This is a genomic window from Leifsonia sp. LS1 (assembly GCF_020521355.1).
Lineage (GTDB): Bacteria > Actinomycetota > Actinomycetes > Actinomycetales > Microbacteriaceae > Leifsonia.
Window position 1 is genome coordinate 167,405 of record NZ_BPER01000002.1, and the last position, 15,165, is coordinate 182,569.

Sequence of the window (15,165 nt, forward strand, 5' to 3'; positions counted from 1 at the left end):
TCGGCGGGTCGGCCGCAGCCACGCGGTCCGGAGATCAGTATGCCTGTCGCGGCTCATTGCATCCCCGAAGACCGATAGGGCGTGCTGTACGTGTCGCCTGCCGTGCGGGTGACCGCGATCACGAGCTGCGGGTCGGGGTCGCCCTCCGGTGCGACGCAGCTCGCCGTCTGGCCGGCCGCCGGCATGTCGGTGGCGGCCCCTCCGCAGCTGTACTGCACCGCCGCGTAGCCCGGGCCCGTCGGCCAGGAGGTCCAGGTGAACGTGCGGGTCGTGGCGTCGTAGCGCTGGCCGCCGATCACCGTGCTCACGGCGACGCCGAGCGGGAAGCTGTTCGGATCCTGGGTGGTGCAGAGCTGGGAGCCGTCCGGGTACGTCTCGCAGATCCGTGTGATGGTGATCGCGAGATCCATGCCGTAATGCTGTCCGTTGCCGCCCGCGACGATGCCGCTCGTCGGGTTCGAGCCGCTCAGCGTCCCGCTGTCGACGGCGCTCCCGCCCGACGTCAGCGTGTACGTCACCGACGAAGTCGATCCGCTTCCCGCGCTGTAGGAGACGCCGTTCACCGAGAAATCGAAGAGGCCCTGCGCGCTCGGCTGGAGCGTCGCATCCACCGAGACCCCCGAGACCTGCCCCGGAGCGCGCCGCGGGGTCGCGGAGACGACCGCGCTCGCCGTGCAGCCTTGTCCGTTGTACGCGTACACGACGAAGTCGTATGGCTGATTCGGCTGCAGGTTGGAGAAGGTCGCGCTGCCCCCCTGCACCCGCTGGAAGGATCCGGAGAGCGGATCGGTCTTCAGGACCGGGTTGCCGTTCTCCACGCCGCTGACGGAGCACGACGGCTGGGCTCCGCCCTGGAATACCCCCGCGAAGTACGACGTGATGGCTTTGCCGTTGTCCCCGAACACGCTCGGCCAGCTCAGCGTCGCGGTGCGGCCGTCCGAGGTGTCCGGGGAGGCCACGGGCGCCGCTCCGGTGGTCACCGGCGCGCCGGCGGGCACACCGCTCGACTGTGTCTGATTCCAGGTGGTGCGGCCCTGGTAGAACTCGTTGCGCGACGCCACGGTGAAGCCGACGGAGACCCCGTTGGCGAGCGTCGCGTCCGAGACGTTGATCGAGTACGCGGTGCCGACAGGGTCGGCGCCGGCGACGAGCAGCGAGCTCGTGACTCCCCCGACGGTCACCAGATACGACGTGATCGGACTCGCCCCCGCGGCGTTCGCCGGCTTGGTCCAGGTGACGCGGAGCCCTCTGTCGAGCGGGGTCGATGCGACGGAGGCCGGCGCATTCGGGACGACGTCCGACCAGGTCGCCTCCGCGTACGGTGTCGGGTCGGAGAGACCGAGCGCGTTGCGCGCCCTGACGCTGAGCCGCACCGCATTGTCCGGGCCGTTGCCCGGGGTCTGGATCGCGCAGGAGGTCGTGGTGCAGCTCGTCGTGGAGAGCGTCGTCCCACTCGCGGCCGCTGTCATCGCGACGTCGAATCCGGTGATCGGCGAGTTGTTGAACGCTCCCGGGATCCAGCTCAGCGTGAGGCTGCGATCACCGATCGCCGCGATCTGCACGTTCGCCACCGGCGCGGGGCGGTCCTGCACCGAGATCGTGATGGTTCCCCAGGTGTACCGATCGGGATCGCCCGTCGCGTCCGCGACCTCGTACTGGAGGGTCGTGTCCGCCGGGGCCGCCGTCGCCGAGACGCTGACGGAGAGGGTCGAGCTGTCGGCGCTCGGTGTGATGCTCACGCCGTCGGGAAGGCTCCCCCCGAGTCCGCGCACGGCGAGCACACGCAGCGGCTTGCCCGGGAACGGGTTCGTCGCGGCGTCGTTGGCCAGCACGTCGACCTGCGTGGTCTGCCCGCGCGGGGCGACGACGCGATCGGCCTGCGGGCTCGCGAGCGGGCGCGTCGACGGCACGACGTTGATGTCGACCCTGCCCGCCTGGCCGGCGTTCACCGCGTCCTTGACTCCGATGGCGAGCGACGGGGTCGCTCCCTTCTGCGTCCCCGCCGAGACGGTGATCGTGAGCTTCTGCCCCGAGAGCGACGTCGAGACTCCGGCGGGCTGAGGATCCTGCACCCGGTAGACGAGCTCGCCCTGGTCCTTCGCGTAGGGATATCTGGTGAGCTTGGTGAGGTCGATCGTCTTGCTCTGGCCGGGCTCGAAGTCGATGAGCGCGCCGGTGAAGACCGGCGGCTGGTTCTCGCGCGGTGTCACCTCGATCGGGAGCACGATGGTGGCGACGTTGCCCGACGGATCGGTGGCGCTCGACCCGTCCGTCACCTGGAACGAGATGGAGGCGGGCCCGAAGTAGCGCGACGTCGATGTGTACTGCAGCGTGTCCCCGCTCACGACCAGGTCATCGCCGTTGGCGTGAGTGGCGCGGACGGTCGCGGCGTCCGTCAGACGGACCTTCCGGCCGCCGACCGCGACGATGTAGTCGTTGAGGTGGATGGTGAGCGTCTTCTCGCTGACCACCGAGAGCTTCGCCGCGCCGCGCTTCACCTGCGGCAGGGCGTCGTCGTAGCCCGGCACGTGCACGAAGCCGTAGGCCACGATGGAGGGGTCCTCCGGGTTCGCGACCGCGAACGGCACGATCTGGCTCTTCGCGCCGATCGTCACCCGCACCCGCTTCGCCGCCGTTATCTGAGCGCTGTCGCCGTATCCGGGCACCACGGACAGCCGGAGACTGGAGACGGCTCCGTCGGCGAAGAAGACGTTGGCGAGCACGTTCACGTCGACGTGGTCTTTGCCGAGGATGTCGGAGAGGCCGAGCGTCGTGTCCTCGACGATCGGACGGGCGGGCGGCGCGTTCGCGTCGACGGTGACCCGCAGGAAGGCCTGGCTCGTGCCGCCGCGCTCGTTCTGGATCGTGTAGAGGAAGCCGTACACGCCTTGCTTCTGCGGTGCGGTCACGACGACGATGTCTCCGCTGACTTTCGCTTTGGCGCCGCCGTCGAGGGACGAGACCCCCGTGACGGAGAGCGGGCTGCCGTCCGGGTCGCTGTCGTTCGCCAGGACCTGCACGCTGAGCGTCTTCCCCGGTCGGGTCGTGACGTCGTCCTCGACGGCCACGGGGTTGCGCGCGCCCTCGGCCCGCGCGGCGATACCGACGCGGACCGTGCCCGTCGCCCGCGCGCCGAGCGCATCGACGACGGCATACGTGAAGGTGTCGGTCCCGGCCGCATAGTCCCCCGCCTGGAAGTCCATCCAGTCGGCGCCGGAGGCGATCACCGCGCCCTTCTGCGGGTTCGTCTCCTGCCCCACGAACTGCACAGAGTCGCCGTCGGGGTCGATCCCCGAGAGCGGGATGGTGATGCGCACCACGTCCCCCGCGAGCACCCGGGCCGTGACCGTCTTGGGCACGGGTGGGTTGTTGGTCGCGGCATCGCGCTCGCGCACCGCGATCGTGACGTCGGCCGTCGCCCACTGGCCGTCTTCGCCGACCACCTTGTACGCGGCGGTGTAGTTGCCGGGACGCGTCGGAGCCAGGTAGCGCAGGTGGTCGCCGCTCGCGAACAGCAGACCGGCGCCCGCAGGCAGTGGCGAGGCGAGCGCAGGATCGAGGGTCAGCTTGTCCCCGTCCGGCTGCACGTCGTTCGCGAGCACCGGGATGTCGACCACGTCGCCGACGCGCACCGAGACGGAGTCCGGCGCGGCGATGGGCGGCTGGTGGACCGTGAGCGGCGGGAGCTGCACGACGGTGACCGTCCCCGACGTCTCGGCGAGGCCGTTGCTCAGCCGGTAGTGGAAGTCCACGGGGCCGCCCAGCGGCCGCCCGAGGGTGACCCGCAGGGTCCGCTGCTGCAGCACCTGCACGTGCACGCCCGTGGAGGCGTCCGGCTCCGTGACGCCCGTGACGAGCAGCACGCCGCCGGACGGGTCGATGTCGGTGGACAGCACGTCCACATCCTGGGTCGACTGCTCCCGGATGAACGCGGTGTGCGGTACGGCGATGGGCGCCGTCTTCGCACCGGGGGGAGCCTTGACCTCGACGCGCACGACGCCGGTCGTGGTGACCACGCCGTCCGTCACCGAATACTCGATGTTGTGCGTTCCCGGCTGATCGGACTCGAAGCGGAAGGTCCCGCCCTGGTAGTCCGGCGTGATGGTCGCGTCGGCCTTCGTCGGCACCGTGGCGAGCCGGACGGTGCCGTTGCCCCCGCGCACGTGGTCGAGCGGCCGGATGGCGACCTCCTGGCCTTCGTAGGTCAGCACGGCGAAGGGGTCGGCGATGATGGGCACCTGCCCGGGCGGGCGCACGGTCACCGCGAGCAGGCCGGTTCCCTCGGACCGGCCGTCGGAGAGAGTCAGGGCGACGTCTGTGAGGTCCCCGCCGTCGCCGTGGTCCGAGAAGGCCACCTGGCCCTGCGGGGTGAACGTGACCGTATCGGGCAGGGGCACGGCGGCCCCGGCGAGATAGAACGAGTCGCCGTCGGGGTCGTAGCAGTCGCCCAGGACGCCCGTCGTCACGCGGCCTCCGCTCTGCACCACGGCCTTCGCCGTGCGCACGCACACCGGCGGCGAGTTCTCCTGCGGTTGACGCACCGTCACCACGACATGGGCCGTCGCCGTGCCTCCGCGACCGTCCGAGATCGTGTAGTCGAAGGCGATCGACCCGGTCGCCGTCTCGGGCAACGAGATCTGCAGCTGCTGGTCGGCGTTGGTCAGCTCGATGGTGCCCTGCTCGTCCGGGATGGCCGTGAAGGAGTCGATCGTCAGCACGTCGCCGTTGGGGTCGTAGTCGTTGAGCAGCACCGGCAGCGACGTCACCCGGCCCGGGCGCGCGCCGAACTGGTCGTCGACCGCGACGGGAGGCTGCTCCTGCTTCTCGTACTGGGGGGTCGTGTCCTGCTTCGACTGGTCGACGAGCTCCTTCGTGGTCTTCGTGGCGACCAGCTCGTCCCAGTTGTCGATGCGGGTGTTGCCGCTCTGCACCGCCCACGAGACGCCGGACCGTGTGTCGTTCAGGACGACTCGGTCGCGGTTGGTGCGGAAAGCCAGGGTCGCGCCCGCCGGAACCGTGGCCAGCGACGACCGCTCGCCCGAACCCCCCGCATCGCAGGAGCGCCAGGCGATGCCGCTGTTCCAGCCCGCGTACGTGCAGCCCGCGACGGTCACCGGCGCGGCGGCCGCGCCCGAGGCGGTCCGGAACGGCGTCGTCGTCGCGCTTCCGTCGAGCGGCACCCGGACGACGCCGCTGGTCGTCCCGATCCATACGGCGGTCCCGCTCGGCGACGGCTGCTGCAGCACGGGGTCGGAGCCGTCGCCGAGCTCCGGCAACAGACCGACAGACCGCCCGTCGAGCCACAGGCGGCGCTCGTCCGGGTCCAGCAGCGCCCAGTGCCCGGCCACAGTCGTGAGGGAGACGTTCACCCCGTCCCCGCGCGTGGCGACCTTCGTCGTGGTGGTCGAGGGCTCGCTGCCGCTCAGCGCGATCCGCACCACGGAGCGCGTCGACGGCTGGTAGGTCACGAGCGCGCCGTCGGGGTCCATCGCGGCGACGGTCCGGCCGCCCAGATCGACCGTCGCCGCCGATCCCGAATTGAACTGGTCCAACTGCCCGACCGTCGTCAGCCACAGCTGGCCGGTGGTCTGCGAGAGGAGCGCCACCCGGTCTCCGGCGAGGAAGACCTCGGGGGCTCGCGGCGGGAGCGCGACCGACTTGCCGGCTTCCGCGGTCGCGGGGTCGACGACCGCGACCGTGTTGGCCTCGCGGTCGATGAGGAGCACGTTCTCGCCGTCCTGCACCACCTCCAGCGCCTCGCCCGTGCCGGCCACGACCGAGTTGAGCTTGTCGATCTCGGTGTTCGCGCGCCCGATCGACTTCTTCGCGTCGCTCGCGACCCACACCGACGCGTCGTCGAGCCGCAGCTGCTGTGCGCTGTACCCGCCGGAGACGACGGCGAGGGTGGTGACGAGCGCGGCGACCGCTGTGCCGCTCACCGCGGTCGCGGCGATCGACTTGTGGGTCGCGACCCACGCCCAGACGGCCCCGAGCCTACTCACGGACCGTCGCTCCGCTCCACGCACTTACGGCCGCTCGGCGCTCCGGTCTTCCCGTCGCGGTTCACGGTCACCGTGGCGCACACGGTCTGGCCGGCGCGCGCATCCACCCGGAACTCGGTCGAGCGCTGGCTCGCCGGCGGCGCGTCGTCGACCGCCACCTGATAGACGTCACCGGACTGCACGCCCGGGTCCGACCAACGGAAGACGATCGTGCTCCCGGCGACCTGGCCGCTGAGATCGCGGACGACCGGGATGTCGTCCGGCGCGCCGGCCCGCACGAGGACGATCGAGGCCGTCACGCCCAGAACGACGACGAGCACCGCGCACGCCACCAGGGAGTAGACGAGTGCGCGCGGGGCGCGCGCGGGCGCCACGGGCCCGGTCCCGGGCGCGCTCCCGCTCTCGCGCACGATCGTGCGCGTCGGGGCACGGCCCGGAGCGGGCGGAGCGGGGACGCGGCGCCTGCGGCGCATCGACCCGGCCGGATCGACGGCGACGACGCCCGTCACGCGGGTGCGATCCTCCGTGTCGGCGGCGGCCGCGACCGCCCACTCGTCCGTCGCGACCTCGATCGGCGTCTGCGGGAGCCCGAGCTCCGCCTCCACCGCCTGCAGCTCGCGGATGAACTCGAGCACCGACCGCTGGCGCTGTGACGGCCGCCGCGCCATCGAGCGGAGGAGGACCTGCTCCAGCCGGGGCGGGATGTCGGCTCGCTCGAGGGGCTGAGGGCGGCCCTTGGTGATGCGGTGGATCAGCTCGGCGGAGGTGTTCTCCTTGCCCGCCACCTCGAACGGGGACCGCCCGGCGATCAACGAGTACACAGTCGCCCCGAGTGACCAGACCTCGCTCGCGATCGTGCCGCTGGTCTCGTCAAGCAGCACCTCGGGCGCCGACCACGGGACCGAGAGACCGACGGCCTCGGTGACGTCGGCCTCGCTGAGCGTGGCGGCGATCCCGAAGTCGCTCAGCACGGGATGGCCGTACGCCGTCGTCAGGATGTTCGACGGCTTGATGTCGCGGTGCAGCACTCCGGCACGGTGTGCCGTCTCGACCGCGCTCGCGATGCGCACGCCGACGCTCAGCGCTTCCGCCACGGACAGCGGCTCCATGCGGTACCGCTGACCGATGGCCGACGAGCAGAGCTCCATGACCAGGTACGGGCGGCCGTCCCCCGACACCCCGGCCTGGTACACGGTCAGGATGGACGGGTGGGTGCTGAGCTGCGCCATCAGGTTCGCCTCGGCCTGGAACATCTGCTTGACCTGGCTGGTGACGACCTCGGCGAGCATGACCTTCACGGCGACCTGGCGGCGCGGAAGGTTCTGCTCGTACATGAACACGTCCGCGAAACCGCCGGACCCGAGCACCCGGACGTAGGAGAAGCCGGGGAGGTTCGGCGGCTGGGACGGCAAGCGCCGGGCCACGAGGCTCCTCCGTTCCGCGTCGACTGCGCCCGCCGCGCGCGAGCGTTTCCCAATTGTAGGCAGCGGGACAGGGCCGTCTACGGGCCTCGAACGACGCCGCGGGCGCCACAGGCACCCCCACTCCGGGGGTCATGCCAGCGCGCACGTGGCGGCCGGATGGCGGGGGTGCCCGCCGGGCTCAGTGCCGACGGGCGGCGCGGCGCGACACGCCCTCGCGGTGCGCGCCGCTCTCGGGGGTGGCCAGCACGTCGACGACGACCACCGTCACGTTGTCGCGGCCCCCGTTGCCCAGTGCCGCGTCCATGAGCTGCTGGGCCGCATCGAGCGGCGACGAGCCCTCGCCGAGGAAGTACCGGATCCCGTGCTCGGTGAGTTCCTTCGTGAGCCCGTCGGAGCACACCAGCAGTCGGGAGCCCGCGACGATCGGGAAGAGGAAGAAGTCGGGAACCGGGTCCTCGTTGAAGCCGACCGCCCGCGTGATGACGTTGCTGTGCGGGTGGACCTCGGCCTCCGCGGGCGTGATCGCTCCCGCGTCGAGCAGCTCCTGCACGATGGAGTGGTCGACGGTGAGCTGCTCCAGCGTGCCGTCACGGTAGCTGTACACGCGCGAGTCGCCGATGTTGAACACGAGCCAGTAGGGTGCTCCGTCGACCAGGGTGAGGGCGACCCCGGTGACGGTCGTCCCGGTGCCCAGATCGGTGTGCCCCACGCCGCGGCCCATGTCGTCCACGGCCGATCGGAGCGCGCCGGTGAGCGCGGCCTCGCCCACGAACGCGGTGGACACCTGCTCGGCGAGCCGCGTCACCACCGCCGTCGAGGCGAAGTCCCCCGCGGTGTGGCCGCCCATCCCGTCGGCCACGGCGAAGATCGGCGACCGGGCGAGGAGGCTGTCCTCGTTGACGCTCCTCCGGTACCCCTTGTCGCTGAGCGCCGCCCAGGCGAGGCTGATCCGCGCGTCCGGCGTGCCGGGCACGGCCACGGTGTGGCGCCTGTTGCTGCGACCGATCTGGGTCACTCGCGTCCTTCTTCGTCTCGGTGCCGGTCCGTCTCCCCGGTGCCGCCCGGCGCGGCGGTGATCTCGATGATATTACCGTCGCCGATCTCGACGGTCGCCCCTGCCAGCGCCACCGTCGACTCGCCGGGCCGCAGACGCAGACGGGCGCCGCCGGGGGCGGTGACCCGCGTGCCGTTCGTCGAGCGCAGGTCGGTGACGACCACCGCGCCGCCGGACTGCTCGATGCGCACATGCGTCCCGGAGACCTCCTGAGTGGCCGACACGACGGCGACGAGCCGCGGAGGGACGCCACTCCCCACGCGGGGAGCCGCCGGGTGCCTGCCGAACACGATCGGGGTGTCGAGCGTCAGCGTGTCCCCCGCCCCCAGCCGGACGGCGAAGGTCGCCGGCGCAGGCGGGACCAGCCGCGGCCCGGTGAGAGGCTGGGCGTCCTCCCCCGCGGGCACGGTGAGCAGATCTGGCGTGTCGAGGGCGACGCCGGGCTCGTCGATGTCGACGGCACCCGGGAGCTCGTGTGCGACGGGCCGCTCGGCGGCCGGCGGGATCTCGCCGCCGGTGGCCGCGAACGGCATCGCGGGCGCGAGCACGGGCGCCGCCGCATGCCCGAAGAGACCCGCGCCGCGCTGCGGAATGATCGTCTCGCCGTCGGCGGGGTCGGCTTCGCCGCCGGCGGTGCCTGCTCCGCCGGGCGTCACGCTCCGCTCGGGAGCGGCGCTGCGTTCGACCCGTTCGATCGGCGAGAGCGACCAGGTGAGCAGCTCGCCGTCCACGACCCCCAGCCCGACCGGCAGCGAGCCGATCGACAGCCGCGCGACCGGACCGGTGGGGGCGTCGTCGCCCAGCAGGACGAGCCCGGTCACACTGCGGAACTCGGCGAGGACCCACGGCTGCACCCCGGCGGCTGAGAACCGGCGGGATCCGCCGACCGAGAAGACGTCGATCGCGGCGGACCCGCGCACGACCGCCGTGACGACGACGTCGCCGGTCGATCCGGGCCGGCCGATCTCGGCGACGGCGAACGACCGGACGCTGTCGGGTCCGGCGAGCGGGAAGGCGCCGACGACGGACTCGATGGTGGCGAGCTCGGACCCGGCCAGCCACCAGACGGCGTCGACGATGGCGTCCGAGACGGTGCTCTCGACCGCGGCGACGAAGCGGCGGCCGGCGATCAGCAGCCAGCGCGAGGGACCGGCGGTGGGCGCGTAGCGGACGTACCCGGTGGGGGCGTCGGCACCGCGGGCGTCGGCCGACGTCGGATCCGGACTCACGCGTGGCACCCTTCTTCGTCGTCGCGACGGCCCGCTGCCGCGGCGACCTATCCGAGTGTAGCCGCCGGGAGGAGCCGGAACGGGGTCCCAGGGCAGACCGCAGTGGTGGCGCCCGCAGGTTCCGTAGCGACGGCGGCCCCGGCGAGCACCGACGGCTCGGTCGAGACGAGGACGCGCCCGTCGGCGTTCACCAGGACGAGAGGGACGCCGGTGGCGAGGAGGTCCGGCAGCAGGTCGCGCTCGAGGCGCTTGACGAACACGTCGACGCCGACGACCCCGATCATGCGTCCGTCCCGCTCGACCGGGGCGGTGACGGTGACGATGTAGTCGCACGTGCAGAGGTGGTCGACGTACGGACCGGTGACATGCGTCCGATGCGTCGACTGAGGGACGCGGTACCACTCGAGGGACCGGAAGTCGCGCAGGTAATCGGTGTAGGAGCGTGTGGTGAGATCCAGACGGGTCGGGCCCGTCGTGGCGCCGTACACCGGGTTCTCCTCCAGAGGGCCGAGCCACCAGGAGAAGTGGACGGAGTCCGTGCCGGTCAACTCGGGTGCGGCGATGAATCCTGCGCCGACGAAGAGCGCGTCGGCCGCGTCCAGTTCCGGAAGCACGAGCGCTCCGATCGCGGCGTCCAGGGCCGTCGTCGTCGGCCGGTCGGGAGTGACGGCGAGCACTGCATCGCGCCAGCCCGCGAGGGTCACCTGGATGCGGGAGAAAAGGGCACCGACGCGCTCGGCCGCTTCGCCCGGGGTGAGCGTCGGCTCAGCCATCGAGCCCCCCGCCCCGCTCCAGGCGCGCCTTGGCGCCGAGGAGCCACTCCGTCACCGCTCCGATGAGGTCCGTCACGGCCTCCCGCGCGCGGGAGCGCTCGCGGCTCGCCACCGCCTCCGCCGCCGCACGAAGGCTGCCGACCACGCGCGATCGGAGCGCGGTGTCCTGCAGCCCGATCCAGAGCAGCGGGCCGTACTCGGCCTGGAGGCGGATCTGCTCGCGCACGAGCCGCGCCGACTGGCTGAGCACCGCCAGCTCCAGCAGGAAGCCTCCGGCGTTCCGGCGCGCGTCGGCGGCGGTGTCGAAGGACGCGGCGTCGACCCACGCGACCAGGCGCTCCCCATCCGCCGAGGTCGCGCGTTCGGCCGCGCGGTCTGCGCAGCCCGCCGCGATCGTCATGATGTACACACCCAGATCCGCCAGCTCCACTTGCGAGAGGCCGCGCAGGCGGGACGCGAGCAGGACGTCCTCGCCGCCGCGGGGTGCGACCACGAAGCTCCCGCCGTCCCGGCCGCGCCGGGTGTCGACCAGCCCCGCCTCCCGCAGCATCCCGAGGCCCTCGCGCGCCGTGACGAGGGCGACCCCGAACCGCCTGGCCAGTTCGGCCTCGCTCGGGAGGCGCTCCCCCGGCACGAGCACGCCCAGCACGATCGCGTCCGCGATGCGCCGAGACACCTGCTCGGCGCGCCCGGCGTCCGCCAGCTGGGCGAAGACCGCATCGCGTGCCCCGGGCGAGACGCGGGCGGGTGCCGCGGCCGCGGCCGGTCCGGTGGTGCTGGTCATCCGCCCACGATATCCCGATCGAATCATCCGGTATAGAATGAATACGCGATCGTGGCGCGCGGAGGCGCCCGGAGGGAACGGAGCGCTGATGGCCGACGGAGTCCTCGCCGGGCTGCGTGTCGCGGACTTCTCCCGCGTTCTCGCCGGCCCGTACGCCACGATGATGCTCGCCGACTTCGGGGCGGACGTCGTGAAGATCGAGAGCCCCGCCGGCGACGACACGCGCGCCTGGCGGCCGCCCGTCGACGACGCCGGCGAGTCCACGTATTTCGCGTCGGTCAACCGCAACAAGCGGTCGGTCGTCTGCGACCTGCGCACCGAGGGCGGCCTCGCCGACGCCCGCCGGCTGGCCTCGACCGCCGACGTCGTGGTCGAGAACTTCCGGCCGGGGGTGATGGAGGCCTTCGGGCTCGACGAGGCATCCCTCCGCGCAGACAACCCGGGGCTCGTCTACTGCTCCATCACGGGATTCGGTCGCGAGGCGGGTGCCGCCCTCCCGGGCTACGACCTGCTGGTCCAGGCCGTCGGCGGGCTGATGTCGATCACCGGCGCGCCGGAGGGTGAGCCGAGCAAGGTCGGCGTCGCCCTGGTCGACATCCTGACCGGCCAGAACGCACTCGCGGGGATCCTGCTCGCCCTCCGCTCGCGCGACGAGACCGGCCGGGGGTCACGCGTGGACGTTGACCTGCTCGGCTCACTGCTGGCCGCCCTCAGCAATCAAGCCTCCAGCACCCTGGCGACCGGGCGCGCGCCCGCGCGGCTCGGCAACGCGCATCCCAGCATCGCCCCGTACGAGCTCTTCCACGCGCGCGACCGAGCGCTCGTCGTGGCGGTCGGCACGGACCGACAGTTCGCGGCGTTCGCGGAGGTCGTCGGGCTGCCCGCTCTCGCCGCGGACGACCGCTTCGCCACCAACGAGGCCAGAGTGGGCGAACGAGCGGCGCTCCGGGCACTGCTCGAACCCGCGCTGGCCACCCGGCCCGCCGCCGACTGGGTCGACGCTCTCGCACGCGCTCGGGTTCCGGCCGGGCTCGTCAACTCGGTGGCGGAGGCGTTCGCCTTCGCCGAGGAGCTCGGGCTCGCCCCCGTCGTCGAGACGCGGGATCCCGCGACCGGGCGCACGAACCGGCAGCCCGCGACTCCGATCCGGCTCGACACCGCGCCGGCGGCCCACCGCACGCCGCCGCCCCTCCTCGGCGCCGACGAGCCCCACTGGCGCGACGAGCAGCCTCCCGTAGCCACGACACCCGAATCCGCAATCGACGACAAGGACCGACCGTGACAATATCCCCCCTCGACGAGGCCTTCAGCATCGACCACCTGCTCTCCGACGAGGAGCGCTCCTGGGCCGCGAAGGCGCGTGCCTTCGCGGCCGACCGCATCCGCCCGGTCATCGAGCAGGACTTCGAGGACAAGCACTTCCGGCGGGAGCTCGTCGCCGAGCTGGGCGCCCTCGGCTTCCTGGGCATGCACTTGACCGACGACGGGTGCGCGGGAGCCGGCGCCGTCAGCTACGGTCTCGTCTGCCACGAGCTCGAAGCCGCCGACAGCGGCTGGCGCACGTTCGTCTCGGTGCAGGGCTCGCTCGCCATGAGCGCCATCTCGAAGTTCGGCTCCGCCGAGCAGAAGGCGGAGTGGCTGCCCCCGATGGCGCGGGGCGAGCGCATCGGCTGCTTCGCCCTGACCGAGCCGGACGGCGGCAGCGACCCCGCCGCGATGAGCACCCGGGCACGGCGCGACGGCGGAGACTGGGTCATCACCGGCACCAAGCGCTGGATCGGTCTCGCCGCCCTCGCCGACGTCGCCGTGGTCTGGGCCGCGACCGATGACGGCGTACGCGGCTTCCTCGTCACCACCGCGACTCCGGGGTTCTCGGCGGTCGCGATCGACGGCAAGCTCTCGATGAGGGCCTCCGTGCAGTGCGACGTCGTGCTCGACGAGGTGCGCGTGCCCGCGACGGCGCAGCTTCCCGGGGCGCGCGGGCTGTCAGGCCCCTTCTCGTGCCTCAACGAGGCCCGCTACGGGATCGTGTGGGGCGCGATGGGCGCGGCGCGCGACTGTCTCGAGGTCTCGGTCGCCCGCGCTACCACCCGGGAGGTGTTCGGCCGGCCGATCGGAGCGACCCAGCTCATCCAGGAGAAGCTGGCGAACATGCTGGTCGAGTACGAGAAGGGGATGCTGCTCGCCCTGCACCTGGGGCGGCTGAAGGAGGCAGGTCGCCTCACGCCGACACAGATCAGCGTCGGCAAGCTCAACAGCGTGCGGGAGGCCCTGGCGATCGCACGGGAGGCGCGCACCATCCTCGGCGGAGACGGCATCACCAGCGCGTTCCCGGTGATGCGCCACATGGCCAACCTCGAGTCGGTACGCACCTATGAGGGCACCGACGAGATCCACACGCTCGTGCTCGGCCGCGCCCTCACCGGGCTGGCGGCGTTCGCGTGAGCGGCGTCGTGGACACGGCCGCCGTTGCCGCGGCCGCCGCGATGCGCACCGGCAGCACCCGCGACGAGCGCGCGGGATGGCTCGATGCCCTTGCGGACGCTCTCGAGGCCGACAGGGAGGGGCTCGTCGCCCTCGCCGCCGAGGAGACCGCGCTCGCCTCCTCCCGCCTCGACGGCGAGGTGAGCCGCACCGCTGCGCAGCTCCGGTTCTTCGCCGGGGTCGCACGCGAGGGCTCCTACCTCGAGGCCACGCTCGACTCCCCCGACCCCGAGCTGATCCCGCCGCGCCCCGATCTGCGCCGCATGCTGCGCCCGATCGGCCCGGTGGCGGTCTACACCGCGTCGAACTTCCCGTTCGCCTTCTCTGTTCTCGGCAACGACACCGCTTCGGCCCTGGCGGCCGGCTGCGCGGTCGTGGTGAAAGCCCATCCCGGCCACCCCCGCCTCTCGCGCCGGACGACGGAGCTCGCACTGTCCGTGCTCCCCGCCGGGATGCTCTCGCTCGTCGAGGGGCTCGACGCCGGCGTTGAGCTGGTCCGTCATCCCGCCGTCGCCGCCGCCGGCTTCACCGGCTCCGCGCGCGGCGGGCGCGCACTGTTCGACCTCGCGGCCGCCCGGCCGGCGCCGATCCCGTTCTACGGCGAGCTGGGCAGCATCAATCCGGTGGTCGTGACCGAGGCCGCGGCCGAGGCGCGCGGGGCGGAGATCGGCGCGGGCCTCGTCGCCTCCTTCACCCGCGACGCCGGGCAGTACTGCACCAAGCCCGGGCTGGTGTTCCTCCCGGAGGGCGGCGAGGTCGCGCGCGCGGCGCGGGAGGCGCTCGGCACCGCCCCCGCGTCACGCCAGCTCACCGCCGGCATGAGCACGGCGTTCGCGGCCGGGGTCGCGGGCTATGGGGCCCTCCCCGGCGTCGAGCTCGTGCGAGCCGCCCCGGCCGACGGCAGCCTGTCCGCACCGACGCTCGCGCTGGTGGACGGCGCGGCCTTCCTCGCGCATCGGGAGGCCCTGCTCACCGAGTGCTTCGGGCCGGTCAGCGTGCTCGTGCGCTACCGCGCCGGGCAGCTCGATACCCTTCTCGGCGCTCTCGAGCCATCCCTCACGGCGACGATCCATCGCGCGGCGGGCGAGGACGTCGCCGCGCTGTCCGCCCGGCTCGCGGAGATCGCCGGGCGGCTGCTCTTCGACGGCTGGCCCACCGGGGTCGCCATCGGCTGGGCGCAGCATCACGGCGGTGCGTGGCCCGCCACCACGGCGTCCGTGCACACGTCCGTCGGCGCGACCGCGATCCGCCGCTGGCTGACCCCGATCGCCTATCAGGATGCACCGCAGGAGGTCCTCCCTCCCGAGCTGCGCGACGGCAACCCGCTCCGCATCCCGCGCCGCGAGTCCTGATCCGCCCGGAGGCGCAGGGGTCACATCCTGCCGCTACCGCTAGCGTGGAGCGGCAGGATGTGA

Annotated in this window: 9 protein-coding genes; 3 read left to right on the plus strand and 6 right to left on the minus strand. The window is 72.6% G+C overall.

Annotation, left to right across the window (positions count from 1 at the left end):
* Positions 1-53 precede the first annotated feature (53 nt).
* From LLS1_RS04105 to LLS1_RS04130, 6 genes are all read right to left on the minus strand, one after another.
* The gene (locus LLS1_RS04105; protein ID WP_226653727.1) at positions 54-6,002 is read right to left on the minus strand and encodes an Ig-like domain-containing protein; all 5,949 of its coding nucleotides are present in this window, start codon (positions 6,000-6,002) and stop codon (positions 54-56) included.
* On the minus strand, positions 5,999-7,426 hold the full coding sequence (locus LLS1_RS04110) for a serine/threonine-protein kinase (RefSeq protein WP_226653728.1): 1,428 nt from the start codon (positions 7,424-7,426) through the stop codon (positions 5,999-6,001). The genes LLS1_RS04105 and LLS1_RS04110 overlap by 4 nt, the downstream gene beginning before the upstream one ends.
* Positions 7,427-7,604: 178 nt before the next feature.
* Entirely contained in the window at positions 7,605-8,441 is an 837-nt protein-coding gene (locus tag LLS1_RS04115) for a PP2C family serine/threonine-protein phosphatase (RefSeq protein ID WP_223360827.1), read from the minus strand.
* Positions 8,438-9,709: an FHA domain-containing protein gene (locus tag LLS1_RS04120; protein ID WP_226653729.1), complete on the minus strand. Its 1,272-nt coding sequence runs from the start codon at positions 9,707-9,709 to the stop codon at positions 8,438-8,440. Before LLS1_RS04120 ends, LLS1_RS04115 begins: the two co-directional genes overlap by 4 nt.
* A gap of 47 nt (positions 9,710-9,756) precedes the next feature.
* Positions 9,757-10,482 (minus strand): cache domain-containing protein, encoded by a 726-nt coding sequence (locus LLS1_RS04125; protein WP_226653730.1) that lies wholly within the window; start codon positions 10,480-10,482, stop codon positions 9,757-9,759.
* Positions 10,475-11,266 carry a FadR/GntR family transcriptional regulator gene (locus tag LLS1_RS04130; protein ID WP_226653731.1) on the minus strand — a complete coding sequence of 264 codons (792 nt, stop codon included), beginning with the start codon at positions 11,264-11,266 and terminating at the stop codon, positions 10,475-10,477. The genes LLS1_RS04125 and LLS1_RS04130 overlap by 8 nt, the downstream gene beginning before the upstream one ends.
* Positions 11,267-11,354: 88 nt before the next feature.
* Between LLS1_RS04130 and LLS1_RS04135 the strand changes: the two genes are divergently transcribed.
* From LLS1_RS04135 to LLS1_RS04145, 3 genes are read left to right on the plus strand one after another with little or no spacing between them, the layout of a single operon-like run.
* On the plus strand, positions 11,355-12,548 hold the full coding sequence (locus tag LLS1_RS04135) for a CaiB/BaiF CoA-transferase family protein (RefSeq protein ID WP_226653732.1): 1,194 nt from the start codon (positions 11,355-11,357) through the stop codon (positions 12,546-12,548).
* Complete coding sequence (locus LLS1_RS04140) at positions 12,545-13,711, plus strand: acyl-CoA dehydrogenase family protein (RefSeq protein WP_374758234.1); 1,167 nt, start codon at positions 12,545-12,547, stop codon at positions 13,709-13,711. Before LLS1_RS04135 ends, LLS1_RS04140 begins: the two co-directional genes overlap by 4 nt.
* Positions 13,708-15,102, plus strand: coding sequence for an aldehyde dehydrogenase family protein (locus LLS1_RS04145; protein ID WP_226653733.1), 1,395 nt, complete (start codon positions 13,708-13,710; stop codon positions 15,100-15,102). The genes LLS1_RS04140 and LLS1_RS04145 overlap by 4 nt, the downstream gene beginning before the upstream one ends.
* The last annotated feature ends 63 nt before the right edge of the window (positions 15,103-15,165 follow it).